Raw genomic sequence first — 24,601 nt, 5'->3', positions numbered from 1 at the left:
GAGAGGCCGACATCAGTTAATGTAGCCTAGGGAGGCAACACATGATTACAGGTATCCAGATTACTAAAGCTGCAAATGACGATCTGCTCAACTCTTTCTGGCTGCTGGACAGCGAGAAAAACGAAGCGCGCTGTGTCGTTGCGAAAGCGGGTTTTGCTGAAGATGAAATCGTGCCGGTGAGCAAACTGGGCGAAATCGAGTACCGTGAAATTCCAATGGAAGTGAAACCGGAAGTGCGCGTGGAAGGTGGTCAGCACCTGAACGTAAACGTACTGCGCCGCGAAACGCTGATGGACGCCGTTGAGCACCCTGAAAAATACCCACAGCTGACCATCCGCGTGTCCGGCTATGCGGTTCGCTTTAACTCACTGACTCCAGAACAGCAGCGCGACGTTATCGCCCGTACCTTTACTGAAAGCCTGTAACGGCTACAGCAGGGGGGAATAAAAAAGCCGGGATTTTCCCGGCTTTTTTTTACTCTTCAGTTTTCGTCTCTGGTGCGGCAGAGCTTGGCTTACGGCGCTTACCAATATTTTTGGTATCGCGGTGGCGCTGCTTCACGCGCGGTTTCTCTTTTTCTTTCTCTTTTCTCTCAGCACGTTTCGCGAGCGCTTTCTTGGACGGTTTACCCGTCATCTTTTCGCTCGGTGCGCGCGTGGTCGGGCGGAGTTCGTCAATAACGCGCGCTTTCAGCGGCTCATCAACATAGCGGCCAATCTTCTGCAGCAGCAGGTAGTCATGCGCTTCGACCAGTGAAATCGCAATCCCTTTGCGGCCCGCGCGGCCGGTACGGCCAATACGGTGCAGGTAGGTATCTCCGCTACGCGGCATATCGAAGTTAATGACGTGGCTGACGTCCGGGATGTCGATCCCACGCGCGGCAACGTCAGTCGCAACCAGCACGTTAACGCGGCCGTCGGTCAGGCGCTTGATGCCTTCGGTACGCTTGATCTGCGCCATCTCGCCTTCAAGATAGCAGTTGTTGATCCCGGCGTTACGCAGCATTTCAGCCAGCTCGTGCACGCGCTCGCGCTTACGCACAAACACGATGGTGCGCAGAGCATCTTCCTGCTTCAGCAGGTGTTTCAGCAATTCAACCTTGTGCTCGAGGTTGTCCGCGCGGTAGTACCACTGGTGGATCTTCTTACGCTCACGAGTGGACGGCGTCGCCGAGACTTCCACCGGATCTTCCAGCAGACGCTCTGCGAAGTCTTTGATCGCTTCCCCTTCGAGGGTGGCAGAGAACAGCATCGTCTGATTACGCCAGCGGGTTTCCCCGGCAATGTGCTCGATATCCTGTGCGAAGCCCATGTCCAGCATGCGGTCGGCTTCGTCGAGGATCAGCGTTTCAACCGCGCGGCAGTCGAAGTTCTCTTCTTTAATGTACTGCAGCAGACGGCCCGTCGTCGCAACGACGATATCCTGGTTTTCGCTGAACACTTCGGCGTGGTTCATATACGCAACGCCGCCGGTGATGGTGGCGATATCCAGATGAGTATTTGCCGCGAGTTCACGCGCGTGATCGGCAACCTGCATTGCCAGTTCGCGCGTAGGCGTCAGGATTAAAATACGCGGCGGGCCAGATTTTTTGCGTGGGAAGTCGAGCAGATGCTGCAACACAGGCAGCAAATAGGCTGCTGTCTTCCCCGTGCCGGTTGGCGCAGAACCGAGCACATCGCGGCCCTCAAGCGCAGGCGGGATGGCCGCTGCCTGAATGGCGGTCGGGCGTGTAAAGCCTTTGCTCTCAAGTGCATTGAGCAGGCTTTCATCGAGTTCAAGTTCGGAAAAAGTCGTTACAGTCATGTTCTACCTCTGTGTGGGGCGCTGATTATAGACGTTACGGCTGTAATCTTCATCTGTTTGTATGGATATCGCTTTTCGGCTACTTCGCTTTCCCCTATGCTACTCCAGTTTCACTTAGAAGGTTGCCCTGACATGTCCCAACTCAAAGCGCAGCTGCGCCGCGATGGTTTTACGTTTAAACAATTTTTTGTCGCCCACGATCGCTGTGCCATGAAAGTCGGTACAGACGGTATTTTACTGGGAGCGTGGGCGCCTGTCGCAGGCGTTAAGCGTATTCTTGATATCGGTACCGGCAGCGGGCTGGTGGCGTTGATGCTGGCGCAGCGTACGGAAGAACATGTCACCATTGATGCCGTCGAACTGGATGCGCAGGCCGCAGAGCAGGCGAGTGACAATATGGCCGAATCTCCCTGGGCAGCCCGAATGAAGGTGGAATGCGCAGATGTGCTCGCCTGGGCGCCTGAACAAACCGCGCGTTACGATCTGATCGTCAGCAACCCTCCCTACTATGAGCCCGGCGTTGAGTGCGGGACACCCGAGCGCGAGCAGGCGCGTTATACCGGCTCCCTCGATCATAAAGCGCTGCTCATCAGTGCGGCGGAACTCATCTCCGAAGAAGGGTTTTTCTGTGTAGTCCTGCCTGAGAGTACCGGCAACACGTTCATCGGTATCGCGCAGGAGATCGGCTGGACGTTACGTCTGCGTACCGATATTTCGGATACGGAAGGACGGCTACCGCACCGCGTGCTGCTGGCGCTCTCGCCAAAAGAGGGTGAATGCTTTAATGACCGAATGGTGATCCGTGGGCCAGACCAGCGTTATTCCGAAGATTACACTGCTCTGACCCAGGCGTTTTATCTGTTTATGTAAACCTGCGGGGCGAGTATCGACGGGCCGGACTCAGCAAGCTGATCCGGATAGTCCAGGGTATAGTGCAGGCCGCGGCTCTCTTTACGCATCATCGCACAGCGAACAATCAGCTCGGCCACCTGAACCAGATTGCGCAGCTCCAGCAGGTTATTGGATACGCGGAAATTGGCATAGTACTCATCAATTTCCTGCTGCAGCATGGTGATGCGGCGCAAGGCGCGTTCCAGACGTTTCGTGGTGCGCACAATCCCCACGTAGTCCCACATAAACAGCCGTAGCTCATGCCAGTTGTGCTGGATCACGACCAGCTCGTCCGGGTTATCAACCCGGCTTTCATCCCAGGCAGGCAGGTGCTCTGTCTCGCGGGCGTAAGGCATACGCTTCGTGATGTCTTCCGCTGCTGACCAGCCGTACACCAGACATTCAAGCAGCGAGTTAGAGGCCATACGGTTCGCGCCGTGAAGTCCGGTATAGCTGACCTCACCGATAGCATACAGTCCGTCCACATCGGTACGTCCATGATCGTCAACCATCACGCCACCGCAGGTATAGTGGGCCGCTGGCACAATGGGCACCGGATCGCGCGTTAAATCAATGCCAAGATTGAGCAGCTTTTCGTAAATCATCGGGAAATGCTGGCGAATGAACTCTGCTGGCTTATGGCTGATATCAAGATACATGCAGTCCACGCCAAGGCGTTTCATTTCATGATCGATGGCGCGGGCAACGATATCGCGCGGGGCCAGTTCGCCACGGGCGTCAAAGTCCGGCATAAAGCGAGAGCCGTCAGGGCGTTTCAGATATGCGCCTTCACCGCGCAGGGCTTCCGTCAGCAGGAAGTTGCGCGCCTGAGGATGGAACAGGGCAGTTGGGTGAAACTGATTAAACTCAAGGTTCGCCACCCGGCAGCCTGCGCGCCAGGCCATCGCGATACCGTCTCCGGAGGCAATGTCCGGGTTGGTAGTGTACTGATACACCTTGGAGGCGCCGCCCGTCGCCAGCACCACAGCCTTCGCCTGGCAGGTTTCCACCTTCTCTTTATTACGGTTCCAGACCCAGGCGCCCACCACGCGACGCGTGCCGGGCAGGCCAATCTTGTCGGAAATGATCAGGTCAACGGCATTACTTCGCTCGAGAACCCGAATATTAGGATGGCTCAGCGCTTTACTGACCAGCGTGGTTTCTACTTCTTTACCGGTGGCATCCGCTGCGTGCAGGATGCGGCGGTGACTATGGCCGCCTTCGCGAGTCAGGTGGTAGCTCTCTTCCCCGTTAGGTTGAATCTGAGTGTCGAATAAGACGCCCTGGTCGATGAGCCACTGAACGCAATGGCGGGCATTGCTGGCGACAAACTCCGCGGCGTGTGCATCCACGATCCCGGCCCCGGCAATCAGCGTATCGTCGACGTGGGATGCAATGCTGTCTGTCTCATCAAACACGGCGGCGATACCACCCTGGGCATAAAACGTGGAACCTTCACTTATCGGTCCTTTACTCAGAACGATAACGTTTTGATGCTCGGCCAGGCGCAACGCCAGAGAGAGACCGGCAGCGCCGCTGCCGATGATCAGTACATCACAATGAAGTTCAGATGTTGTGTTCATGATTGTTGTTTAATTTACTAAACAGTGTTGGGTCAGAATAGCACCCGAATGCGATATATCGCACGTTTTTTTTAGCGGCTGTTGCAATGGCTAAACGCGTAAGCGGAGGTAAACGGAGGGTAAATGAGTGAAATTATTTTGCGAAGCAGATCGTTAGCGTCAGATTTTGTGGTGAAATAAAGCCTGTGTTGCGTTACTCTTCTGGCGGGAAAAAGATGTTTCTTGTCATAAAGTGGTGCGTATCGTGAACAGACTTATAATGAGAGAAAATGAACGGTCTGCGGCGCGATGAACAAAAACAAAGGCGTTACGGAACTTATTGAAGATCAGACACTCTAATTCGGTGCTTGCTCAAAGTGCGGTATTTTTAGAGTGGCGTTTCGATAACGCGTGGAATTTAGGTTTGGGGAGACATTACCTCGGATGAGCGAGCAGTTAACGGACCAGGTCCTGGTTGAACGGGTCCAGAAGGGAGATCAGAAAGCCTTTAACCTACTGGTGGTGCGCTACCAGCATAAGGTGGCGAGCCTGGTTTCCCGCTATGTACCGTCAGGCGATGTGCCTGATGTGGTGCAAGAGTCTTTTATTAAGGCCTATCGCGCGCTGGATTCTTTCCGGGGAGATAGTGCTTTTTATACCTGGCTGTACCGTATTGCGGTCAATACGGCAAAGAATTATCTGGTCGCTCAGGGTCGTCGTCCGCCTTCAAGTGATGTGGACGCAATCGACGCCGAAAACTTCGAAAGTGGCGGCGCATTGAAAGAAATTTCGAACCCTGAGAACTTAATGTTGTCAGAAGAACTGAGACAAATCGTTTTTCGCACGATCGAGTCGCTCCCGGAAGATTTACGCATGGCAATTACGTTACGGGAGTTGGATGGTCTGAGCTATGAAGAGATAGCCGCTATCATGGATTGTCCGGTCGGCACGGTACGTTCACGAATTTTCCGTGCGCGAGAAGCTATTGATAATAAAGTTCAACCGCTTATCAGGCGTTGACGATAGCGGGATACTGGAAAAGGTATTAGGCATGCAGAAAGAAAAACTTTCCGCTTTAATGGATGGTGAAACGGTGGATAGTGAGCTGCTCAACGAGCTGTCTCATTCACCCGAAATGCAAGAGACCTGGGAGAGTTACCATCTCATCCGTGACACCCTTCGCGGTGACACCGGCGAGGTTCTCCATTTCGATATCTCAGCCCGCGTCATGGCGGCGATTGAGAATGAGCCTGTTCATCAGACCACTCCGCTGATTCCTGAAGCTCAACCCGCGCCCCACCAGTGGCAGAAAATGCCGTTCTGGCAAAAGGTGCGTCCGTGGGCCAGCCAGCTTACCCAAATGGGTGTGGCTGCATGCGTATCGCTTGCAGTTATTGTTGGCGTCCAGCACTATAATACTCAGTCTGAAACTAATCAGCAGCCAGAAGCGCCAGTGTTTAACACACTGCCGATGATGGGCAAAGCTAGCCCGGTAAGCCTGGGCGTACCGGCTGATGCTTCCGCCAGTGGCGGTCAGCAACAGCAGGTTCAGGAGCAGCGCCGTCGCATTAATGCGATGTTGCAGGATTACGAGTTGCAGCGTCGCCTGCACTCTGAACAGCTTCAGTTTGAGCAGGCCCAGACACAGCAAGCTGCTGTGCAGGTGCCCGGAAACCAAACTTTAGGAACGCAATCGCAGTAATGAAGCAACTTTGGTTCGCCATGTCTCTGATGGCGGGTAGCCTGTTCTTCTCTGCCAACGCCTCGGCTGATGTTTCATCCGGGGCGTTGTTGCAGCAAATGAATCTGGCCAGCCAGTCACTCAATTACGAGTTGGCATTTATCAGTATTAATAAGCAGGGCGTCGAGTCGTTACGCTATCGTCATGCCCGTCTTGATAATCAGCCGCTCTCCCAGCTCTTACAGATGGATGGTCCGCGTCGGGAAGTTGTCCAGCGTGGTAACGAAATCAGCTATTTCGAACCAGGCCTGGAGCCTTTCACGCTGAATGGCGACTATATCGTTGATTCTCTGCCGTCACTCATTTACACCGACTTCAAACGGCTTGCCCCTTACTACGATTTTATTTCGGTAGGGCGCACCCGTATCGCGGACAGACTGTGCGAGGTGATTCGCGTTGTTGCCCGGGATGGAACGCGCTACAGCTATATCGTCTGGATTGACGCCGAAACCAAACTCCCCATGCGTGTTGACCTCCTCGACCGTGACGGTGAAACGCTGGAACAGTTCCGGGTTATCTCCTTCAGCGTGAACAATCAGGTTGGCAACAGCATGCAGAACCTGGCTAAGGCCAGCCTGCCGCCGCTGCTTTCTGTTCCTGCCGGGGATTCCGTTAATTTCAACTGGGTACCTGCCTGGATCCCGCAAGGGTTTAGCGAGGTGTCCAGCAGCCGTCGCCAGTTGCCAACGATTGACACGCCGGTGGAATCGCGCCTCTATTCCGACGGTTTGTTCAGCTTCTCGGTGAATATCAATCGCGCAACGGCAAACAGCGCCGAACAAATGCTGCGTACCGGGCGCCGTACGGTGAGTACAACGGTACGCGATAACGCAGAGATCACCATTGTGGGTGAACTTCCTCCGCAAACGGCGAAGCGCATCTCCGACAGCATTAAATTCAGGGCAGCACAATGATCAAAGAGTGGGCGACGGTTGTCTCGTGGCAGAACGGCATTGCTCTGGTGAGCTGCGATGTAAAAGCTTCATGTAATAGCTGTGCATCCCGCGCCGGCTGCGGCAGCCGCGTGCTGAATAAGCTCGGGCCGCAGACATCGCACACGATTTCTGTGCCAAGCGAACAGCCGCTGATGGCGGGGCAAAAGGTAGAGCTTGGCATCGCGGAAGGCAGCCTGCTCAGTTCCGCCATGCTGGTGTATCTCTCTCCGCTGGTTGGGCTGTTTATCATGGGAGGTCTGTTTCAGATGCTTTTTGGTACCGATGTGGCCGCCATTTGCGGTGCCGCATTGGGTGGCGTAGGGGGATTCTGGCTTGCCAAAGGTCTCTCTCCGACGCTCGCCGCGCGCGAGGAGTGGCAGCCTGTCATTCTCAGCGTTGGGCTGGCGCCAGACCAGCTTCGTGTTGAAACGCTCTCTTCTGAGGCCCGGTGATCCATCGGGCTTTATCATTTTTTACACCCTAAAACAGAAAACGGCCTTTCTTCACGCTATACCTGTCTCTAAGTGCATTTCCAGGTAGCGAGGATGTAGTGTAGAATGCTGCGTTTTCGCACTGAAAAACGTCAGGCTAAGAACAGCGGCCTCCAGGAATTCGTAAGGCATAATTATTTAACTATATGAAGAACATACGTAACTTTTCGATCATTGCTCACATTGACCACGGTAAGTCGACGCTGTCTGACCGTATTATCCAGATTTGCGGTGGCCTGTCTGATCGTGAAATGGAAGCCCAGGTTCTGGACTCCATGGACCTGGAACGCGAACGCGGTATCACCATTAAAGCGCAGAGCGTTACGCTGGATTACAAAGCGGCTGATGGTGAAACCTATCAGCTGAACTTTATCGACACCCCAGGCCACGTTGACTTCTCCTATGAGGTTTCACGCTCGCTCGCGGCCTGTGAAGGCGCGCTGCTGGTGGTGGATGCCGGGCAGGGCGTAGAAGCCCAGACCCTGGCAAACTGCTACACCGCGATGGAAATGGATCTCGAAGTTGTGCCGGTTCTGAACAAGATTGACCTGCCAGCTGCCGATCCTGAGCGCGTAGCGGAAGAGATTGAAGATATTGTCGGCATTGACGCGACCGACGCCGTGCGCTGCTCCGCGAAAACCGGTGTGGGCGTGACCGACGTGCTGGAACGTCTGGTACGTGACATTCCGGCCCCGGAAGGCGATCCGGATGCGCCACTGCAGGCGCTGATTATCGACTCCTGGTTCGATAACTATCTGGGCGTTGTCTCACTGGTGCGTATTAAAAACGGCACCATGCGTAAAGGCGACAAAATCAAGGTAATGAGTACCGGACAGGTCTACAACGCCGACCGTCTGGGCATCTTCACGCCAAAACAGGTTGACCGTACCGAGCTGAGATGCGGCGAGGTAGGCTGGCTGGTCTGCGCCATTAAAGACATCCTCGGCGCGCCGGTGGGCGATACCCTGACCGGTGCACGTAACCCGGCAGATAAAGCGCTGCCAGGCTTTAAAAAGGTGAAGCCGCAGGTGTATGCGGGCCTGTTCCCGGTCAGCTCTGACGACTACGAAAACTTCCGTGACGCGCTCGGTAAACTGAGCCTGAACGATGCTTCCCTGTTCTACGAGCCAGAAAGCTCAACGGCGCTGGGCTTCGGCTTCCGCTGTGGCTTCCTCGGTCTGCTGCATATGGAGATCATTCAGGAGCGTCTGGAGCGTGAATACGATCTGGATCTGATCACCACGGCACCGACCGTAGTCTATGAAGTTGAAACCACCTCGAAAGAAGTGATCTACGTCGATAGCCCGTCCAAGCTGCCGCCGCTGAACAACATTCATGAACTGCGCGAGCCTATTGCAGAGTGTCACATGCTGCTGCCGCAGGAGTTCCTGGGTAACGTCATTACGCTGTGTATTGAGAAGCGTGGCGTGCAGACCAACATGGTTTACCACGGTAACCAGGTGGCCCTAACCTATGAAATCCCGATGGCGGAAGTGGTTCTCGACTTCTTCGACCGTCTGAAGTCGACCTCCCGTGGCTATGCGTCGCTGGATTACAACTTCAAACGCTTCCAGGCCTCCAACATGGTGCGTGTGGACGTGCTGATCAACGGCGAGCGTGTAGATGCGCTGGCGCTGATCACCCACAACGACAATGCGCCGTACCGCGGCCGCGAGCTGGTTGAGAAAATGAAAGATCTGATCCCGCGTCAGCAGTTCGATATCGCGATTCAGGCGGCCATTGGCAACCACATTATCGCGCGTTCAACCGTGAAACAGCTGCGTAAAAACGTTCTGGCCAAGTGCTATGGCGGTGACGTCAGCCGTAAGAAAAAGCTGCTGCAGAAGCAGAAAGAAGGTAAGAAGCGTATGAAGCAGGTCGGTAACGTCGAGCTGCCGCAGGAAGCATTCCTTGCCATCCTTCATGTTGGTAAAGACGGCAAATAACCCTAAGGAGTTGGCATGGCGAACATGTTTGCCCTGATCCTGGTCATTGCTACCCTGGTGACAGGTCTGCTGTGGTGTCTGGATAAGTTTATCTTCGCCCCAAAACGTCGTGAACGTCAGGCTGCCGCACAGGCAGCCACTGGCGATGGGATTGACGCGAAAACCCTGAAAAAAGTCGGCCCGAAACCGGGCTGGCTGGAAACGGGCGCCTCGGTATTTCCGGTGCTGGCGATTGTGCTGGTGGTACGTTCGTTTATTTACGAGCCGTTCCAAATCCCATCAGGTTCAATGATGCCAACGCTGCTGATTGGTGATTTTATTCTGGTAGAGAAGTTTGCCTACGGCATTAAAGATCCTATCTACCAGAAAACGCTGATCGAAACCGGTCATCCGAAACGTGGCGACATCGTGGTGTTCAAATATCCGGAAGATCCGCGCCTGGACTACATCAAGCGCGCGGTAGGTCTGCCGGGTGATAAAGTGACTTACGATCCGGTTGCGAAAGAAGTCACCGTTCAGCCGGGATGCAGCTCCGGTACCGCATGTGAAAACGCGCTGCCAATCACCTACTCAAACGTTGAGCCAAGTGATTTTGTGCAGACCTTTGCCCGTCGTAATGGCGGTGAAGCGACCAGCGGATTTTTCCAGGTACCGAAAGGCGAAACTAAAGAGGACGGCATCCGTCTGGTTGAGCGCAAAGAGACGCTGGGCGATGTGACGCACCGTATCCTCACCGTGCCAATCGCGCAGGATCAGCTGGGTATGTACTATCGCCAGCCGGGCCAGCAGTTGGCGAGCTGGATTGTACCGCCAGGACATTACTTCATGATGGGTGACAACCGCGATAACTCTGCGGACAGCCGTTACTGGGGCTTTGTGCCGGAAGCGAATCTGGTCGGTAAAGCCACCGCCATCTGGATGAGTTTTGAGAAGCAGGAAGGCGAATGGCCGACCGGTGTCCGCCTGAATCGTATCGGCGGAATCCATTAATTCTCAATAAATGAACGCGTAGCCGCTTTAATTAGCGGCTACGTGAATTATTTCCACGATAAATCTCTTCGAACTAACGACATCCCCTGTCGTTGTGTATAGAATATTCCCCCGAAGTTTAAGGTTGGCCCTGCAAGGGTGCCACGGCACACGAAACCGCGTTGGTCTTCTCAGGTCGGTTTCGTGTGCTGCATTTTTGACGCATTCATTTATTGGTATCGCATGAACCCCATCGTAATTAATCGGCTTCAACGGAAGCTGGGCTACACTTTTCATCATCAGGAGCTGTTGCAACAGGCATTAACCCACCGCAGTGCCAGCAGCAAACATAATGAGCGTCTCGAATTTTTAGGCGACTCTATTTTAAGTTTCGTGATTGCGAATGCGCTTTATCACCGTTTCCCGCGCGTGGATGAAGGTGATATGAGCCGCATGCGCGCCACGCTGGTTCGGGGTAATACCCTTGCGGAAATCGCGCGCGAATTTGAGCTGGGCGAATGTCTGCGTCTTGGACCGGGTGAACTGAAAAGCGGCGGCTTCCGTCGTGAATCTATTCTTGCCGATACGGTCGAAGCATTAATTGGTGGTGTGTTCCTGGACAGCGATATCCAGACCGTAGAAAAGCTGATCCTGAACTGGTATCAGACCCGTCTGGACGAAATCAGTCCGGGCGATAAACAAAAAGATCCGAAAACGCGTCTGCAGGAATATTTGCAGGGTCGTCATCTGCCGCTGCCGTCTTATCTGGTGGTGCAGGTACGTGGCGAAGCGCACGATCAGGAATTTACCATCCATTGCCAGGTCAGTGGCCTGAGTGAACCGGTGGTGGGCACAGGTTCAAGCCGTCGTAAGGCTGAACAGGCTGCCGCCGAACAGGCGTTAAAAATGCTGGAGCTGGAATGAGCGAAGATAAAACCTATTGCGGATTTATTGCCATCGTCGGACGTCCGAACGTTGGCAAATCCACCCTGCTGAATAATCTGCTTGGGCAGAAGATTTCAATCACCTCGCGTAAGGCGCAGACCACGCGTCACCGCATCGTCGGCATCCATACTGAAGGCGCGTATCAGGCGATCTACGTCGATACCCCAGGCCTGCACATGGAAGAGAAGCGCGCCATCAACCGTCTGATGAACAAGGCGGCGAGCAGCTCGATTGGCGACGTAGAGCTGGTGATTTTCGTTGTGGAAGGCACCCGCTGGACGCCGGACGACGAGATGGTGCTGAACAAGCTGCGTGACGGCAAAACGCCGGTCATCCTCGCGGTCAACAAAGTTGATAACGTGCAGGAAAAGGCCGACCTGCTGCCACATCTGCAGTGGCTCGGTAGCCAGATGAACTTCCTCGACATCGTTCCGCTGTCTGCTGAGACCGGCCTGAACGTTGATACCATCGCGGGCATCGTGCGTAAGCATCTGCCGGAAGCGATTCATCACTTCCCGGAAGACTACATCACCGATCGCTCTCAGCGCTTTATGGCCTCTGAAATCATCCGTGAAAAGCTGATGCGTTTCCTGGGCGCTGAACTGCCGTACTCTGTGACGGTGGAGATCGAGCGTTTCCAGACCAACGAGCGCGGTGGCTACGATATCAACGGCCTGATCCTCGTTGAGCGCGAAGGGCAGAAGAAGATGGTGATCGGCAACAAAGGGGCCAAGATCAAAACCATCGGTATCGAAGCCCGTAAGGACATGATGGAGATGTTCGAAGCGCCGGTTCACCTCGAACTGTGGGTGAAAGTGAAATCTGGCTGGGCCGATGATGAGCGTGCTCTGCGCAGCCTCGGTTACGGCGAAGACCAGTAAACCAAGACGACGCGCATATGGATGGATGGCAGCGTGCCTTTGTCCTGCACAGTCGTCCCTGGAGCGAAACCAGCCTCATGCTGGACGTCTTCACGGAAGAGTCGGGCCGCGTGCGCCTTGTTGCGAAAGGCGCACGTTCCAAACGTTCTAATCTGAAAGGTGCCTTACAGCCTTTTACGCCGTTGCTGGTTCGCTTTGGCGGGCGAGGGGAAGTCAAAACCCTGCGCAGCGCCGAAGCCGTCTCCCTGGCGCTTCCCCTTTCTGGCATCACGCTCTACAGCGGTCTGTATGTCAACGAGCTCATCTCCCGCGTCCTTGAACATGAGACTCGCTTCTCGGAACTTTTCTTCGATTATCTGCACTGTATCCAGGCACTCGCTGGCGCAACCGGCACGCCCGAACCTGCGCTGCGTCGTTTCGAACTGGCGCTGCTGGGCCACCTCGGGTACGGCGTAGATTTTCTGCACTGTGCGGGCAGCGGAGACGAGGTAGAAGACACCATGACTTACCGCTACCGTGAAGAAAAAGGCTTCATTGCCAGTATTGTGATAGACAACAGCACCTTTACCGGTCGCCAGCTCCGGGCGCTGTATGAGCGAGAGTTTCCCGATCAGGATACCCTGCGCGCAGCAAAACGCTTTACCCGGATTGCCCTCAAGCCGTATCTTGGCGGCAAGCCCTTAAAGAGCCGCGAATTATTCAGGCAGTTTGTGCCGAAACGTTAGACCACAGAATCGAAAAGAAAACCGAGGATTGTCATGGCTGAATTACTGTTAGGCGTCAACATCGACCACATCGCCACGCTGCGTAATGCGCGCGGCACGGCGTATCCCGATCCGGTTCAGGCGGCGTTTATCGCTGAACAGGCTGGCGCTGACGGCATTACCGTTCACCTGCGTGAAGACCGTCGCCACATTACCGACCGCGACGTGCGCATTCTGCGTCAGACGCTGGACACGCGTATGAATCTGGAGATGGCGGTCACCGAAGAGATGCTGGCTATTGCCTGCGAGACCCAACCGCATTTCTGCTGCCTGGTGCCGGAAAAACGTCAGGAAGTGACGACCGAAGGCGGTCTGGACGTGGCCGGGCAGCTCGACAAAATGCGCGATACCTGCAAACGACTGGCGGATGCCGGTATCCTGGTTTCTCTGTTTATCGACGCCGATTTCGCACAGATTAAAGCGGCGGCGGACGTGGGCGCACCGTATATCGAAATCCACACCGGCTGCTATGCCGATGCCAAAAATGATGCCGAACAGGCCAAAGAGCTGGAGCGTATCGCCAAAGCGGCCACGTATGCCTCAAGCCTGGGACTGAAGGTGAACGCCGGTCACGGCCTGACCTACCACAACGTGAAGGCCATTGCCGCCCTGCCGGAAATGCACGAGCTGAACATCGGCCACGCCATCATTGGTCGTGCGGTGATGAGCGGTCTGAAAGAGGCGGTTTCAGAAATGAAACGCCTGATGCAGGAAGCGCGTCAGTAATGGCCATTCTGGGCTTAGGCACCGATATCGTTGAAATAGCCCGCATTGAAGCGGTGATCGCCCGTAGCGGCGATCGCCTCGCAAGACGCGTGCTGAGCGATAACGAATGGGCCATCTGGGAAGCGCATCAGCAGCCGGTGCGTTTTCTGGCAAAGCGCTTTGCGGTAAAAGAGGCGGCGGCCAAAGCCTTCGGCACTGGCATTCGTAACGGCCTGGCGTTTAACCAGTTTGAAGTGTTTAACGATGAGCTCGGTAAGCCAAGCCTGCGTTTATGGGGCGAGGCGCAAAAGCTGGCAGAAAAGCTGGGCGTGAACCACATGCACGTGACGATCGCGGATGAGCGCCACTATGCCAGCGCGACGGTGATCATCGAAAGTTAAAGCTTGTCCGCGTGGTGCATCAGGACAAACTTATCCCATAGCTGCTCTTCGCTCTCGACGTGGGCCGGATCCTTCAGGATGGTATTCGGGATCGGGCACACTTTCTGACAGGTCGGCGTTTCATAGTGGCCGATGCATTCCGTGCAGCGGTCGCTGTTAATCTCATAAATGCTGTCGCCCATCGAAATCGCCTGGTTCGGGCATTCGGGCTCGCACATATCGCAATTAATGCATTTTTTGGTAATTAACAGCGCCATCAGGAAATTCTCAGAAACAACACAAACTGGGCGGGCATTATACGCGTCAAACCAGTTTCTTTACCAGTTCTTCGCTGTGACGAATGCGTTCGGGCGCGCGCTCCAGATCCTGCTGCACCAGCGCCATAAACAGCAGGTCCGTCAGCATCATTTGCGCGCTGGTGGACGAGATAGCCGCGCTGCGCGTGGCCTGCTCCTCGGCAATGGTATATAAACAGCGCGTTGCCCGCTGCTGCAGGGCATTCGGGGTAAAACCGGTGATCGCCAGAATTTTACCGCCGACGCGCAGCGCTTCATCGGTTGCCATGTTGATCTCTCGACGCTCGCCGGAGTAGGAGATCGCCAGCAGCAGATCGTCAGGATCCATCGCCTGTACGGTCGCCAGCAGGGCGTGCATATCCTGCTCGACGATGGCGTTAAGCCCAATTTTTGTCAGCTTCCAGCCAAAGTTACGCGCCACAAGTCCGGACGCGCCGATACCGGTCAGGATGATGCGCCGCGCACAGCGCAGCATCGCCACGCTCTCCAGCAGCTTCTCTTCCGTATTCACGTCGAGCGTCGCATGCATGGCCGCCACGTTCTCTTTGATCAGCTTTTCGCCGACCAGCCGCATCGGGTCATCGCCGCGGATCTGATTATGCACCGGCATGGACTGCGGGTTGGGGTTGCTCACCAGCGCTTCGCTGATCGCCAGCTTGAGGGCGGGAAACCCCTTAAAGCCAATCTTCTGCGCAAATTTCACCACGCTGGACTGGCTCACGCCAGCTTCACTCGCCAGCTGCTGCGAGCTGAGATGGCGCGCGCGATCGGGTTGAGAAAGCAGAAAATCCGCCAGCTTCTTGTCGCTTTGGGCAAAGCCTGCGTAGCGCTGGCGAATGCGAATTAAACAGTTCATACGGTCTCCTGGCGAAAATGTGATTATCTGCGCAAATACGGATTTTGCTCGCCTGAATGAATTTTATATTCCATTATAGTGTGTTTATTATGAATTAAAAATTCTTGAGGTACAAAAATGAATCTTGGCTCACTTGTTTCTGAAACGCGTAACCCGCAAACCATGGATCTCGATGCGCTCTCCACCCTGGAGCTGGTTAATCGCTTTAATCAACAGGATACGCTGGTCGCGCAGGCAGTGAAAGAGACATTACCCGAGGTGGCGAAAGCGGTCGATGCGGCGGCGGAAGCCCTCAAGGGCGGAGGTCGCATTATCTACATGGGGGCGGGAACCAGCGGGCGTCTTGGGGTTCTGGACGCCTCCGAATGCCCGCCAACCTTTGGTGTTCCGCACGGCCTGGTCGTCGGATTAATTGCCGGTGGACCCGGCGCGCTGCTGAAAGCCGTTGAAGGGGCGGAAGATAACAAACAGCTGGGTGAGGATGACCTGAAGGCTCTGAATCTGACCGCGAAGGATCTGGTAGTCGGGCTGGCGGCATCCGGGCGCACGCCGTACGTCATTGGTGGCCTGGAATACGCCAACCGGACCGGCTGCACGACGGTAGCCATCTCCTGTAATCCGGGCTCGCCGATTGCGCAGGTGGCGGCTATCGCCATCTCTCCGGTTGTTGGGCCGGAAGCGCTCACCGGCTCCACGCGCCTGAAATCCGGGACCGCGCAAAAGCTGGTGCTCAATATGATCTCCACCGGCGCGATGGTGAAGTTTGGCAAGGTGTATCAGAACCTGATGGTGGATATGCAGGCCACTAACGTCAAGCTGGTGGACAGAGCCTGCCGCATGGTGATGGAGGCGACAGGCGCAGGCCGCGAAGAGGCGGAAACCGTACTCAAACAAACCGATCACGATGTTAAACCGGCCATTCTGATGATCCTGAGCGGGCTGGATGCGGCTGCCGCGAGAGCCAAACTCGCCGCGCATAACGGCTTCTTACGGGCGGCATTAGAAAACTAACTGAGGCGTGTATGGACAAAACAGCAGCGCTCGCCAGCGATATCCTGCAGGGGATCGGTGGGGAAAAGAATATTCAGCGTCTTGAAAACTGCATGACGCGCGTGCGCGTCGAGGTGCATAGCGAGGACCAGCTTGACGTACCGCGTCTGAAGCAGCTTTCCGGCGTCAGCGGCTACGTTAAACAGGGGCAGCAGCATCAGCTGATTGTCGGGCCCGGAAAAGCGGCGCAGGTTGTTGATGCCATGCGCGCGCTGATGGGCGTCAGCGCGAGCGTGTCGATTGACGATGCGGAACGCACCAAAGTGCAGGCAAAGGCCAAATACAAGGCCCCCATGAGCGACGCGCTGCGTCAGCTGGCGAACGTCTTTATTCCCCTGATCCCGGCGTTTATTGCCTCCGGCCTGATCACCGGGATCATCAACATCCTCAAGCGGCCGGATATTGTAGGGGATTTCGCCACGCAGTATCCGAACCTGCTGGGGATTCTGGGGATCTTCGGCAGCGCTGTTTTCGCCATCATGAACATTCTGGTCGGGGTGAATACCGCGAAGGTGTTCGGCGGATCGCTGGCCATGGGCGGGGTGATGGCGGGCATCTTGTCCAGCCCGCAGCTGGCGCAGATAACGCTGTTTGGCGAGGCGCTTCAGCCCGGGCGCGGTGGGGTAATCGCCGTGCTGCTGGTGGTCATCCTGATGTGCTGGATCGAGAAAAGGCTACGCGCGGTTCTGCCAGGCTCGATTGAGCTGATCCTCAACCCGCTGCTGACTACGCTCATTACTGGTAGCGTAGCGATTGTGGCCCTCCAGCCGCTAGGCGGGTGGATCTCTGACGCCATTGCTCACGGCGCGTCTCTGGCGATTGACCGCGGCGGCCTGCTGGTGGGAGCGGTTCTGTCTGGCACCTTCCTGCCGCTGGTGCTGACCGGCCTGCATCAGGGGCTGGTGCCGATCCACGTCGAGCTGGTGCAGGCGCACGGCTATAACGCGCTGCTGCCTATCCTGTCGATGGCGGGCGTGGGGCAGGTCGGCGCGGCGATTGCCGTACTGATGAAAACCCGCAACGCGCGTCTGAAAAAAATGATTAAAGGCGCACTCCCGGTCGGGCTGCTCGGCATCGGCGAGCCGCTGATTTTCGGCGTGACGCTGCCGCTGGGTAAACCGTTCCTCGCCGCCTGTCTGGGCGGCGCGGTGGGCGGGGCGCTCATTAGCTACTGGAAAGTCGCTACCGTTATCACCTTTGGGCTTTCCGGTTTACCGCTGGCATTAACCATCGTGACCGGAAAAGTGATGCTCTATCTGTTAGGCTATTTAGTAGCGGTGATCGCCGGGTTCCTGTTTACCTGGCTGTTAGGTTTCAACGACCCAAAGGAGTAAGGTTTGGCAAATCACGGGCGTCGCGTTGTCTTTTTCGACCTGGATGGAACGCTGCATCAGCAGGATATGTTTGGTACGTTTATGCGTTACCTGCTGCGGCGTCAGCCTTTGAATGCGCTGCTCGTGCTGCCGCTCCTGCCGGTTATCGGTATCGCGCTGCTGGTGAAAGGCCGGGCGGCGCGATGGCCGATGAGTTTGCTGCTGTGGGGATGTACCTTTGGGCACAGCGAAGCGCGCCTCAAACAGCTCGAAAAGGATTTTGCGCACTGGTTTCGCAGCCACGTCGCCGCCTTTCCGGTGGTGCAGGCGCGCCTGACCGGCTACCTCGACGCGAACGATGCTGACATCTGGCTGATTACCGGCTCACCGCAGACGCTGGTGGAGCAGGTCTACTTTGATACCCCCTGGCTTCCGCGCGTGAATCTTATTGCCACGCAAATTGCCCGCGGCTACGGCGGCTGGGTGCTGACCCTGCGCTGCCTGGGGCATGAAAAAGTGGTTCAGCTGGAGAAACGCATCGGGACGCCGCTGCGCCTGTACAGCGGCTACAGCGACAGCAAGCAGGACAACCCGCTGCTCTATTTTTGCCAGCATCGCTGGCGCGTCACGCCATCAGGTGAACTTCAGCAACTTGAATAGTCTTCTCAAAAACGGGCGTGTATAATGCCGCCCGCTTTTAACTGGAGTATCAACCGTTGTCCAACCCTGAATTCTCACACGAATACTGGATGCGCCATGCGCTGACGCTGGCTCAACGCGCCTGGGAAGAGGGCGAAGTGCCCGTGGGTGCCGTGCTGGTTCATAATAATCAGGTGATTGGCGAAGGGTGGAACCGTCCTATTGGACGCCACGATCCTACTGCGCATGCCGAAATCATGGCGCTTCGTCAGGGCGGTCTGGTGCTGCAAAACTATCGTCTGCTTGATACCACGCTGTATGTGACGCTGGAGCCGTGCGTGATGTGCTCCGGCGCGATGGTGCACAGCCGGATCGGGACTCTGGTCTTCGGCGCGCGGGATGAAAAAACCGGTGCGGCCGGTTCGCTGATGGACGTGCTGGGTCACCCGGGGATGAACCACCAGGTGAAGACTATCGGTGGGGTGCTTGCACCAGAGTGTTCGGGGCTATTAAGCGATTTCTTTCGAATGCGCCGTCAGCAGAAAAAGCAGCAAAAGGCAGAATTGAAGCTATTGGACGATTAAGCTCGTCCGGCGCTACGACCGGGTAACTTTGAGCCAGCTGTTTGGCCTCTGTCGCCTCTTTCTCTTTCTCCAGCAGATACCCGACCAGGCTAATCTGATATTTACGGATATTTTCCACGTAGGCGTAGGCTTCATGTCCGCGCGCGTAGCCGTATGTCAGCTTGTTATACCATGGCTTCTGGCTCAGCAGCGGCAGGCGCTGCTTAACGTCTGACCAGCTGTCCGGGTTACCTTTCGTTTTGGCCGTCAGCGCTCGCGCATCAAGCATATGCGCGTAGCCCATATTGTAGGCCGCCAGCGCAAACCAGATCCGCTCTTCTTCCGGCACCGTTTCCGGTACTTTGGCCATCATATCCTGCAGATAGCGCGCGCCGCCGCTGATGCTCTGTTCGGCATCGGTACGGTCATTCACGCCCAGGCTCAGCGCGGTATTTTTGGTTAGCATCATCAAACCGCGTACGCCCGTGGGCGACGTGGCCTGGGTATCCCAGTGGGATTCCTGATACGAAATAGCCGCCAGCAGCTTCCAGTCAATCTCCTGGGCATATTTTTCGAATAACGGCTGCAGGTCCGGCAGAACGCTGTCCACCGCGCGCAGGAAGCTGCGGGTGTCAACGTAGTCAAAGTCATCACCGTGCCCGAGGTACTTCTCCTCCAGACGCGCCAGGGTACCGTCTTCATTGATGGTGTTGAAGAAATCGAGCATCGCGGCAGAGAAGGTCTGGTCGTCATCAAGCTGGCTAAACCAGGTCACGGGCTGCTCGTCGGTGACGTCAAGCGCCACGGCGATTTCAGGATGCACCCGCTGGAACAGGCTGATCGCGACTGAATCGGCGATGGTGTAGGGCACTTTCTGGTCTTTTACCTGCTCCAGCAGCTCGGTCGTGCCGAGTTTCGGATCCACCGTCCAGCTCAGGTCGGGATATTTCTTCTCCTTGAGCTCCCGCAGATCGTCAATCACCACGTGGCCGGGCGCAATCGTCAGCTGCCGATCGTTAATCGACGCCAGCGAGCGCGGGCGCAGGCTTCCGACGCGGTAAACCAGCTGCTGCGAAACGGAGTAGTAGGTCGGGCCCGGCTGGTAGTTCTTGCTGCGCTCGCTGTTATACACCAGCCCGGCGGCGAGCATATCGGCATCGTCGTTATCGAGGTCGTCAAAGAGCTGGTTGATATTCTGGCGGACGGTGATTTTAAGCTTCACGCCAAGATAATCGGCGAACTGTTGTGCCAGCTCATAATCCAGACCAATGATTTTGCCGTTGATGTCGCTGTAAATCAGCGGAGAGTTGAGGGTACTGACGCGCAATTCCCCCCGCTCCTGAATGGCGGCGATACGGTTTTCGGCTTTGCCGAACCAGGGGATGGAAGGCCAGAGGGCCACTGCCAGCAGCAACGTTACAATGCCGATGAGCAGATAATTAATCTTTAATTTTTTCAATTAGTTAATTCTCTGCGACGCCGGTTGCCTCAGTCTGCTGTAGCCATGTTAATCATAAGGTTTGCCATTGAATGAGCGGCATTTTGCGTAAACTTGCGCCACTTGGCAACCAATTAGAGAGACAGGTCACATCTATTGTTAAATCTCTTCGCCAATTTTATTTCGACGCAAACGGTTTCGTCGGCGCTCAGGATTCTCTATAATGACGCCCGTTTTCCCCCCTTGCGCACACTGTAAGCGCCCCGGCGCTTCGAAGACGAGAGACTTATGATGGAAATTCTGCGTGGTTCGCCTGCACTGTCTGCCTTCCGTATCACTAAACTGCTGGCACGTTTTCAGGCGGCCGACCTTCCGGTAAGCAATATTTACGCTGAGTATGTCCATTTTGCTGACCTGAATGCCCCCCTGAATGCAGAGGAGCGCGTACAGCTGGAACGCCTGCTCAAGTATGGCCCAAGCCTGAGCAGCCATACGCCAACCGGCAAACTGATCCTTGCGACGCCTCGTCCGGGCACCATCTCCCCCTGGTCTTCCAAAGCCACCGACATCGCCCACAACTGTGGCCTGAACCAGATTAACCGTCTGGAACGCGGCGTGGCGTACTACGTGGAAGCCTCTACCCTGAGCGAAGCACAGTGGCAGGCGGTTGCAGCTGAACTGCACGATCGCATGATGGAGAGCGTATTTGCCTCTCTCGATGACGCGCAGAAGCTTTTTTCTCACCATCAGCCTGCGCCGGTACAGAGCGTAGACCTGCTGGGGCAGGGCCGTCAGGCGCTGATTGACGCCAACCTGCGTCTCGGTCTGGCGCTGGCAGAAGATGAAATCGACTACCTGCAGGATGCGTTTGTTAAGCTCAACCGTAACCCGAACGACATTGAGCTCTACATGTTCGCGCAGGCTAACTCTGAGCACTGCCGCCACAAGATTTTCAACGCCGACTGGATTATTGACGGCGAACAGCAGCCGAAGTCGCTGTTCAAAATGATCAAAAACACCATGGAGCAAACCCCTGACCACGTGCTGTCTGCCTATAAAGACAACGCCGCGGTAATGGAAGGTTCCGAGGTGGGCCGCTTCTTCGCCGATCGCGAAGCAGGGCGCTATGACTTCCATCAGGAGCCCGCGCATATTCTGATGAAAGTGGAAACCCACAACCACCCGACGGCGATCTCCCCGTGGCCGGGTGCGGCGACCGGCTCCGGCGGTGAAATCCGTGACGAAGGTGCGACCGGTCGTGGCGCTAAACCTAAAGCGGGTCTGGTCGGTTTCTCCGTCTCTAACCTGCGTATCCCGGGCTTTGAACAGCCATGGGAAGAAGATTTCGGCAAGCCAGAGCGCATTGTAACCGCCCTGGATATCATGACCGAAGGCCCGCTGGGCGGCGCGGCGTTTAACAACGAGTTTGGCCGTCCGGCGCTGAACGGTTACTTCCGTACCTATGAAGAGAAAGTGGACAGCCACAACGGCGAAGAGCTGCGCGGCTACCACAAACCGATCATGCTGGCGGGCGGGATCGGCAACATCCGTGCCGATCACGTGCAGAAAGGCGAGATCGTCGTCGGCGCGAAGCTGATCGTGCTCGGCGGCCCGGCGATGAACATCGGTCTGGGCGGCGGCGCGGCCTCTTCTATGGCCTCCGGCCAGTCTGATGCAGATCTCGACTTCGCCTCCGTGCAGCGCGACAACCCGGAGATGGAGCGCCGCTGCCAGGAAGTGATCGACCGCTGCTGGCAGCTGGGCGACGCTAACCCGATCCTCTTCATTCACGACGTGGGCGCGGGCGGCCTGTCCAACGCCATGCCGGAGCTGGTGAGCGACGGCGGCCGCGGCGGGCGTTTCAACCTGCGCGATATCCTGAGCGATGAGCCGGGCATGAGCCCGCTGGAAATCTGGTGTAACGAATCCCAGGAGCGCTACGTGCTGGCGGTTGCTGCGGATCAGCTGCCGCTGTTTGACGAGCTGTGCCGCCGCGAGCGTGCGCCGTATGCCGTCATCGGTGAAGCGACCGAAGAGCAGCACCTTTCCTTAAGCGACACCCACTTTGATAACCAGCCGATCGATCTGCCGCTGGACGTGCTGCTGGGTAAAACGCCGAAGATGACCCGCGACGTAACGACCCGTAAAGCGGCGGGCAAAGCGCTGGATCGTCAGGGCATTACCGTGGCAGAAGCGGTCAACCGCGTGCTGCACCTGCCTGCTGTGGCAGAGAAAACCTTCCTGGTGACCATCGGCGACCGCACCGTGACCGGTATGGTATCGCGCGATCAGATGGTCGGTCCGTGGCAGATCCCTGTCGCTAACTGCGCCGTGACCACCGCGAGCCTCGACAGCTACTACGGCGAAGCGATGGCTCTCGGCGAACGCACCCCGGTGGCGCTGCTGGACTTCGCAGCCTCTGCCCGTCTGGCGGTCGGTGAAGCGCTGACCAACATCGCCGCGACGCAGATTGGCGACATTAAACGCATCAAGCTTTCCGCAAACTGGATGGCCGCTGCCGGCCACCCTGGCGAAGATGCTGGCCTGTATGAAGCCGTGAAAGCGGTGGGCGAGGAGCTCTGTCCTGCCCTCGGCCTGACCATTCCGGTGGGTAAAGACTCTATGTCAATGAAAACCCGCTGGCAGGAAGGCAGCGAGCAGCGCGAGATGACCTCTCCGCTGTCGCTGGTGATCACCGCGTTTGCCCGCGTGGAAGACGTGCGTCATACCATCACGCCGCAGCTTGCGACCGAAGACAACGCCCTGCTGCTGATTGACCTGGGTAAAGGCCACAACGCGCTGGGTGCCACCGCGCTGGCGCAGGTTTACCGTCAGCTCGGCGACAAGCCAGCCGACGTGCGCGACGTAGCGCAGTTGAAAGGTTTCTACGATGCCATCCAGGCGCTGGTTGCGCAGCGTAAGCTGCTGGCCTACCACGACCGTTCCGACGGCGGCCTGCTGGTGACGCTGGCAGAGATGGCCTTCACCGGCCACTGCGGCGTGGAAGCAAACATTGCCACGCTTGGCGATGACCGTCTGGCTGCACTGTTTAACGAAGAGCTGGGTGCCGTGATTCAGGTGCGTGCAGCGGATCGCGACGCGGTTGAAGCGATTCTGGCGAAGCATGGTCTCGCAGACTGCGTGCACTATCTGGGTAAAGCCGTTCAGGGCGACCGCTTCGTCATTGAAGCAGACGGTCACGCCGTGTTCAGCGAAAGCCGCACCACGCTGCGCATGTGGTGGGCGGAAACCACCTGGCAGATGCAGCGCCTGCGTGATAACCCGGAATGTGCCGATCAGGAGCATAACGCGAAGGCCAATGACCAGGATCCAGGCCTGAACGTGAAGCTCTCCTTCGACATCAACGACGACATCGCTGCGCCGTACATTGCGACCGGCGCGCGTCCGAAAGTGGCGGTGCTGCGCGAGCAGGGCGTTAACTCCCACGTTGAGATGGCGGCTGCCTTCCACCGCGCGGGCTTTGACGCTATCGACGTTCACATGAGCGATCTGCTGGCGGGCCGTACCGGTCTGGAAGATTTCCAGGCGCTGGTGGCGTGCGGCGGCTTCTCCTACGGCGACGTGCTGGGCGCGGGCGAAGGCTGGGCGAAGTCCATCCTGTTCAACAGCCGCGTGCGTGACGAGTTCGAAACCTTCTTCCACCGTCCGCAGACCCTGGCGCTGGGCGTGTGTAACGGCTGCCAGATGATGTCTAATCTGCGCGAGCTGATCCCGGGCAGCGAAGCCTGGCCGCGCTTTGTGCGTAACCAGTCCGACCGCTTCGAAGCGCGCTTCAGTCTGGTCGAAGTGACCCAAAGCCCGTCCCTGCTGCTGCAGGGGATGGTGGGTTCACAGATGCCAATCGCCGTTTCCCACGGTGAAGGTCAGGTAGAAGTGCGTGATGCTGCGCATCTGGCTCAGCTGGAGAGCAAAGGCCTGGTGGCGCTGCGCTTTGTCGATAACTTCGGCAAGGTGACAGAAACCTATCCGGCTAACCCGAACGGCTCGGCCAACGGTATTACGGCAGTGACCAGTGAAAGCGGTCGCGCGACCATCATGATGCCGCACCCGGAACGCGTGTTCCGTACCGTGAGCAACTCCTGGCACCCGGAAAACTGGGGCGAGGACAGCCCGTGGATGCGTATCTTCCGCAACGCGCGTAAGCAGCTGGGTTAAGTTTTAGCACCCTAACCCTTGTAGGCCCGGTAAGCGTTAGCGCCACCGGGCTTTTTTATGCGTGTCGCAAAATTGCGACAATCCCGCCTCGCGGCTGTCTCCAAAAGGTGACACTTAACGTGTTGATCTATATAGGTAGAAAAATCGTGGTCTAAAGGTGTTGTTAAATAGCGACACTTAGCCTGGAAATCATTCTGCCAACAAGTAATAGGTTGAATATATAAAACCTTTTTAAT

Annotated in this window: 24 protein-coding genes; 19 read left to right on the top strand and 5 right to left on the bottom strand. The window is 56.5% G+C overall.

Annotated elements, in window-relative coordinates:
- Positions 1-41 precede the first annotated feature (41 nt).
- The gene (grcA, locus tag N037_RS08225) at positions 42-425 is read left to right on the top strand and encodes an autonomous glycyl radical cofactor GrcA (RefSeq protein ID WP_008502190.1); all 384 of its coding nucleotides are present in this window, start codon (positions 42-44) and stop codon (positions 423-425) included.
- 49 nt (positions 426-474) lie between these two features.
- Here grcA and srmB read toward each other — a convergent pair whose 3' ends face one another.
- Positions 475-1,803, bottom strand: a complete 1,329-nt coding sequence (gene srmB / locus N037_RS08220) for an ATP-dependent RNA helicase SrmB (protein ID WP_023308854.1) — start codon at positions 1,801-1,803, stop codon at positions 475-477.
- 132 nt (positions 1,804-1,935) lie between these two features.
- On the opposite strand from srmB, the gene trmN reads away from it, so the two are divergent.
- Positions 1,936-2,673: a tRNA(1)(Val) (adenine(37)-N(6))-methyltransferase TrmN gene (gene trmN, locus N037_RS08215; protein WP_032640235.1), complete on the top strand. Its 738-nt coding sequence runs from the start codon at positions 1,936-1,938 to the stop codon at positions 2,671-2,673.
- Here the strand turns inward: trmN and nadB are convergent.
- Positions 2,658-4,277: an L-aspartate oxidase gene (nadB, locus tag N037_RS08210; RefSeq protein WP_032640232.1), complete on the bottom strand. Its 1,620-nt coding sequence runs from the start codon at positions 4,275-4,277 to the stop codon at positions 2,658-2,660. The genes trmN and nadB overlap by 16 nt on opposite strands.
- A 343-nt stretch (positions 4,278-4,620) precedes the next feature.
- Here nadB and rseD point away from each other — a divergent pair, with 343 nt between their 5' ends.
- From rseD to acpS, 12 genes are all read left to right on the top strand, one after another.
- Positions 4,621-4,704 (top strand): rpoE leader peptide RseD, encoded by an 84-nt coding sequence (gene rseD, locus N037_RS25395; protein WP_223605340.1) that lies wholly within the window; start codon positions 4,621-4,623, stop codon positions 4,702-4,704.
- Positions 4,701-5,276, top strand: a complete 576-nt coding sequence (gene rpoE / locus N037_RS08205) for an RNA polymerase sigma factor RpoE (protein WP_006176728.1) — start codon at positions 4,701-4,703, stop codon at positions 5,274-5,276. The genes rseD and rpoE overlap by 4 nt, the downstream gene beginning before the upstream one ends.
- Before the next feature lie 31 nt (positions 5,277-5,307).
- Positions 5,308-5,958 (top strand): anti-sigma-E factor RseA, encoded by a 651-nt coding sequence (gene rseA, locus N037_RS08200; protein WP_008502186.1) that lies wholly within the window; start codon positions 5,308-5,310, stop codon positions 5,956-5,958.
- A complete protein-coding gene (gene rseB, locus N037_RS08195; RefSeq protein ID WP_023333061.1) occupies positions 5,958-6,911 on the top strand; it encodes a sigma-E factor regulatory protein RseB in 954 nt (317 codons plus the stop codon). The genes rseA and rseB overlap by 1 nt, the downstream gene beginning before the upstream one ends.
- Positions 6,908-7,384, top strand: coding sequence for a SoxR-reducing system protein RseC (gene rseC, locus N037_RS08190; RefSeq protein WP_032640230.1), 477 nt, complete (start codon positions 6,908-6,910; stop codon positions 7,382-7,384). The genes rseB and rseC overlap by 4 nt, the downstream gene beginning before the upstream one ends.
- Positions 7,385-7,569: 185 nt before the next feature.
- Positions 7,570-9,369 (top strand): translation elongation factor 4, encoded by a 1,800-nt coding sequence (gene lepA / locus N037_RS08185; protein ID WP_023333059.1) that lies wholly within the window; start codon positions 7,570-7,572, stop codon positions 9,367-9,369.
- Positions 9,370-9,384: 15 nt separating this feature from the next.
- Complete coding sequence (gene lepB / locus N037_RS08180; protein WP_023308848.1) at positions 9,385-10,359, top strand: signal peptidase I; 975 nt, start codon at positions 9,385-9,387, stop codon at positions 10,357-10,359.
- A 222-nt stretch (positions 10,360-10,581) separates the two neighbouring features.
- Positions 10,582-11,262 carry a ribonuclease III gene (gene rnc / locus N037_RS08175; protein ID WP_003860711.1) on the top strand — a complete coding sequence of 227 codons (681 nt, stop codon included), beginning with the start codon at positions 10,582-10,584 and terminating at the stop codon, positions 11,260-11,262.
- Positions 11,259-12,164 (top strand): GTPase Era, encoded by a 906-nt coding sequence (gene era / locus N037_RS08170; RefSeq protein WP_023308847.1) that lies wholly within the window; start codon positions 11,259-11,261, stop codon positions 12,162-12,164. Before rnc ends, era begins: the two co-directional genes overlap by 4 nt.
- A 17-nt stretch (positions 12,165-12,181) precedes the next feature.
- The gene (recO, locus tag N037_RS08165) at positions 12,182-12,889 is read left to right on the top strand and encodes a DNA repair protein RecO (protein WP_023333058.1); all 708 of its coding nucleotides are present in this window, start codon (positions 12,182-12,184) and stop codon (positions 12,887-12,889) included.
- 33 nt (positions 12,890-12,922) lie between these two features.
- On the top strand, positions 12,923-13,654 hold the full coding sequence (gene pdxJ / locus N037_RS08160) for a pyridoxine 5'-phosphate synthase (RefSeq protein ID WP_032640229.1): 732 nt from the start codon (positions 12,923-12,925) through the stop codon (positions 13,652-13,654).
- Entirely contained in the window at positions 13,654-14,034 is a 381-nt protein-coding gene (gene acpS, locus N037_RS08155) for a holo-ACP synthase (protein WP_023294331.1), read from the top strand. Before pdxJ ends, acpS begins: the two co-directional genes overlap by 1 nt.
- Here the strand turns inward: acpS and N037_RS08150 are convergent.
- The gene (locus N037_RS08150; RefSeq protein WP_008502177.1) at positions 14,031-14,291 is read right to left on the bottom strand and encodes a YfhL family 4Fe-4S dicluster ferredoxin; all 261 of its coding nucleotides are present in this window, start codon (positions 14,289-14,291) and stop codon (positions 14,031-14,033) included. The two genes, acpS and N037_RS08150, sit on opposite strands and share 4 nt — an antisense overlap.
- 46 nt (positions 14,292-14,337) lie before the next feature.
- Positions 14,338-15,186 carry a MurR/RpiR family transcriptional regulator gene (locus tag N037_RS08145; protein WP_032640228.1) on the bottom strand — a complete coding sequence of 283 codons (849 nt, stop codon included), beginning with the start codon at positions 15,184-15,186 and terminating at the stop codon, positions 14,338-14,340.
- A gap of 117 nt (positions 15,187-15,303) precedes the next feature.
- Between N037_RS08145 and murQ the strand changes: the two genes are divergently transcribed.
- Genes murQ through tadA form a run of 4 tightly spaced genes read left to right on the top strand, consistent with a single transcriptional unit; the run spans position 15,304 to position 18,772 of the window.
- Positions 15,304-16,197: an N-acetylmuramic acid 6-phosphate etherase gene (murQ, locus tag N037_RS08140; RefSeq protein WP_032640227.1), complete on the top strand. Its 894-nt coding sequence runs from the start codon at positions 15,304-15,306 to the stop codon at positions 16,195-16,197.
- Positions 16,198-16,208: 11 nt separating this feature from the next.
- Positions 16,209-17,570: a PTS transporter subunit EIIC gene (locus N037_RS08135; RefSeq protein ID WP_032640223.1), complete on the top strand. Its 1,362-nt coding sequence runs from the start codon at positions 16,209-16,211 to the stop codon at positions 17,568-17,570.
- Positions 17,571-17,573: 3 nt separating this feature from the next.
- Positions 17,574-18,209, top strand: a complete 636-nt coding sequence (gene yfhb, locus N037_RS08130) for a phosphatidylglycerophosphatase C (RefSeq protein WP_023333053.1) — start codon at positions 17,574-17,576, stop codon at positions 18,207-18,209.
- Between the two features lie 56 nt (positions 18,210-18,265).
- A complete protein-coding gene (tadA, locus tag N037_RS23675) occupies positions 18,266-18,772 on the top strand; it encodes a tRNA adenosine(34) deaminase TadA (RefSeq protein WP_032640220.1) in 507 nt (168 codons plus the stop codon).
- Here tadA and mltF read toward each other — a convergent pair.
- Positions 18,660-20,210, bottom strand: a complete 1,551-nt coding sequence (gene mltF / locus N037_RS08120) for a membrane-bound lytic murein transglycosylase MltF (protein ID WP_023333051.1) — start codon at positions 20,208-20,210, stop codon at positions 18,660-18,662. The genes tadA and mltF overlap by 113 nt on opposite strands.
- A 267-nt stretch (positions 20,211-20,477) precedes the next feature.
- On the opposite strand from mltF, the gene purL reads away from it, so the two are divergent.
- Complete coding sequence (gene purL / locus N037_RS08115; protein WP_023333050.1) at positions 20,478-24,365, top strand: phosphoribosylformylglycinamidine synthase; 3,888 nt, start codon at positions 20,478-20,480, stop codon at positions 24,363-24,365.
- Positions 24,366-24,601 lie beyond the last annotated feature (236 nt).

It is taken from the genome of Enterobacter sp. EGD-HP1, assembly GCF_000733275.2.
GTDB lineage: Bacteria > Pseudomonadota > Gammaproteobacteria > Enterobacterales > Enterobacteriaceae > Enterobacter.
Note: the sequence above shows the minus strand (reverse complement) of the source record. Positions and strands in the feature narration are given on the sequence as shown.

What these genes read in the sequence shown, in the direction of transcription:
- grcA (WP_008502190.1), top strand. Translation starts at nt 42, where the DNA reads ATGATTACAGGTATCCAGATTACTAAAGCTGCAAATGACGATCTGCTC.
- pdxJ (WP_032640229.1), top strand. Translation starts at nt 12,923, where the DNA reads ATGGCTGAATTACTGTTAGGCGTCAACATCGACCACATCGCCACGCTG.
- N037_RS08145 (WP_032640228.1), bottom strand. Translation starts at nt 15,186, where the DNA reads ATGAACTGTTTAATTCGCATTCGCCAGCGCTACGCAGGCTTTGCCCAA.
- purL (WP_023333050.1), top strand. Translation starts at nt 20,478, where the DNA reads ATGATGGAAATTCTGCGTGGTTCGCCTGCACTGTCTGCCTTCCGTATC.
- rseC (WP_032640230.1), top strand. Translation starts at nt 6,908, where the DNA reads ATGATCAAAGAGTGGGCGACGGTTGTCTCGTGGCAGAACGGCATTGCT.
- recO (WP_023333058.1), top strand. Translation starts at nt 12,182, where the DNA reads ATGGATGGATGGCAGCGTGCCTTTGTCCTGCACAGTCGTCCCTGGAGC.
- rpoE (WP_006176728.1), top strand. Translation starts at nt 4,701, where the DNA reads ATGAGCGAGCAGTTAACGGACCAGGTCCTGGTTGAACGGGTCCAGAAG.
- acpS (WP_023294331.1), top strand. Translation starts at nt 13,654, where the DNA reads ATGGCCATTCTGGGCTTAGGCACCGATATCGTTGAAATAGCCCGCATT.
- N037_RS08135 (WP_032640223.1), top strand. Translation starts at nt 16,209, where the DNA reads ATGGACAAAACAGCAGCGCTCGCCAGCGATATCCTGCAGGGGATCGGT.
- lepB (WP_023308848.1), top strand. Translation starts at nt 9,385, where the DNA reads ATGGCGAACATGTTTGCCCTGATCCTGGTCATTGCTACCCTGGTGACA.
- era (WP_023308847.1), top strand. Translation starts at nt 11,259, where the DNA reads ATGAGCGAAGATAAAACCTATTGCGGATTTATTGCCATCGTCGGACGT.
- murQ (WP_032640227.1), top strand. Translation starts at nt 15,304, where the DNA reads ATGAATCTTGGCTCACTTGTTTCTGAAACGCGTAACCCGCAAACCATG.
- rseB (WP_023333061.1), top strand. Translation starts at nt 5,958, where the DNA reads ATGAAGCAACTTTGGTTCGCCATGTCTCTGATGGCGGGTAGCCTGTTC.
- trmN (WP_032640235.1), top strand. Translation starts at nt 1,936, where the DNA reads ATGTCCCAACTCAAAGCGCAGCTGCGCCGCGATGGTTTTACGTTTAAA.
- rnc (WP_003860711.1), top strand. Translation starts at nt 10,582, where the DNA reads ATGAACCCCATCGTAATTAATCGGCTTCAACGGAAGCTGGGCTACACT.
- rseA (WP_008502186.1), top strand. Translation starts at nt 5,308, where the DNA reads ATGCAGAAAGAAAAACTTTCCGCTTTAATGGATGGTGAAACGGTGGAT.
- lepA (WP_023333059.1), top strand. Translation starts at nt 7,570, where the DNA reads ATGAAGAACATACGTAACTTTTCGATCATTGCTCACATTGACCACGGT.
- srmB (WP_023308854.1), bottom strand. Translation starts at nt 1,803, where the DNA reads ATGACTGTAACGACTTTTTCCGAACTTGAACTCGATGAAAGCCTGCTC.
- N037_RS08150 (WP_008502177.1), bottom strand. Translation starts at nt 14,291, where the DNA reads ATGGCGCTGTTAATTACCAAAAAATGCATTAATTGCGATATGTGCGAG.
- nadB (WP_032640232.1), bottom strand. Translation starts at nt 4,277, where the DNA reads ATGAACACAACATCTGAACTTCATTGTGATGTACTGATCATCGGCAGC.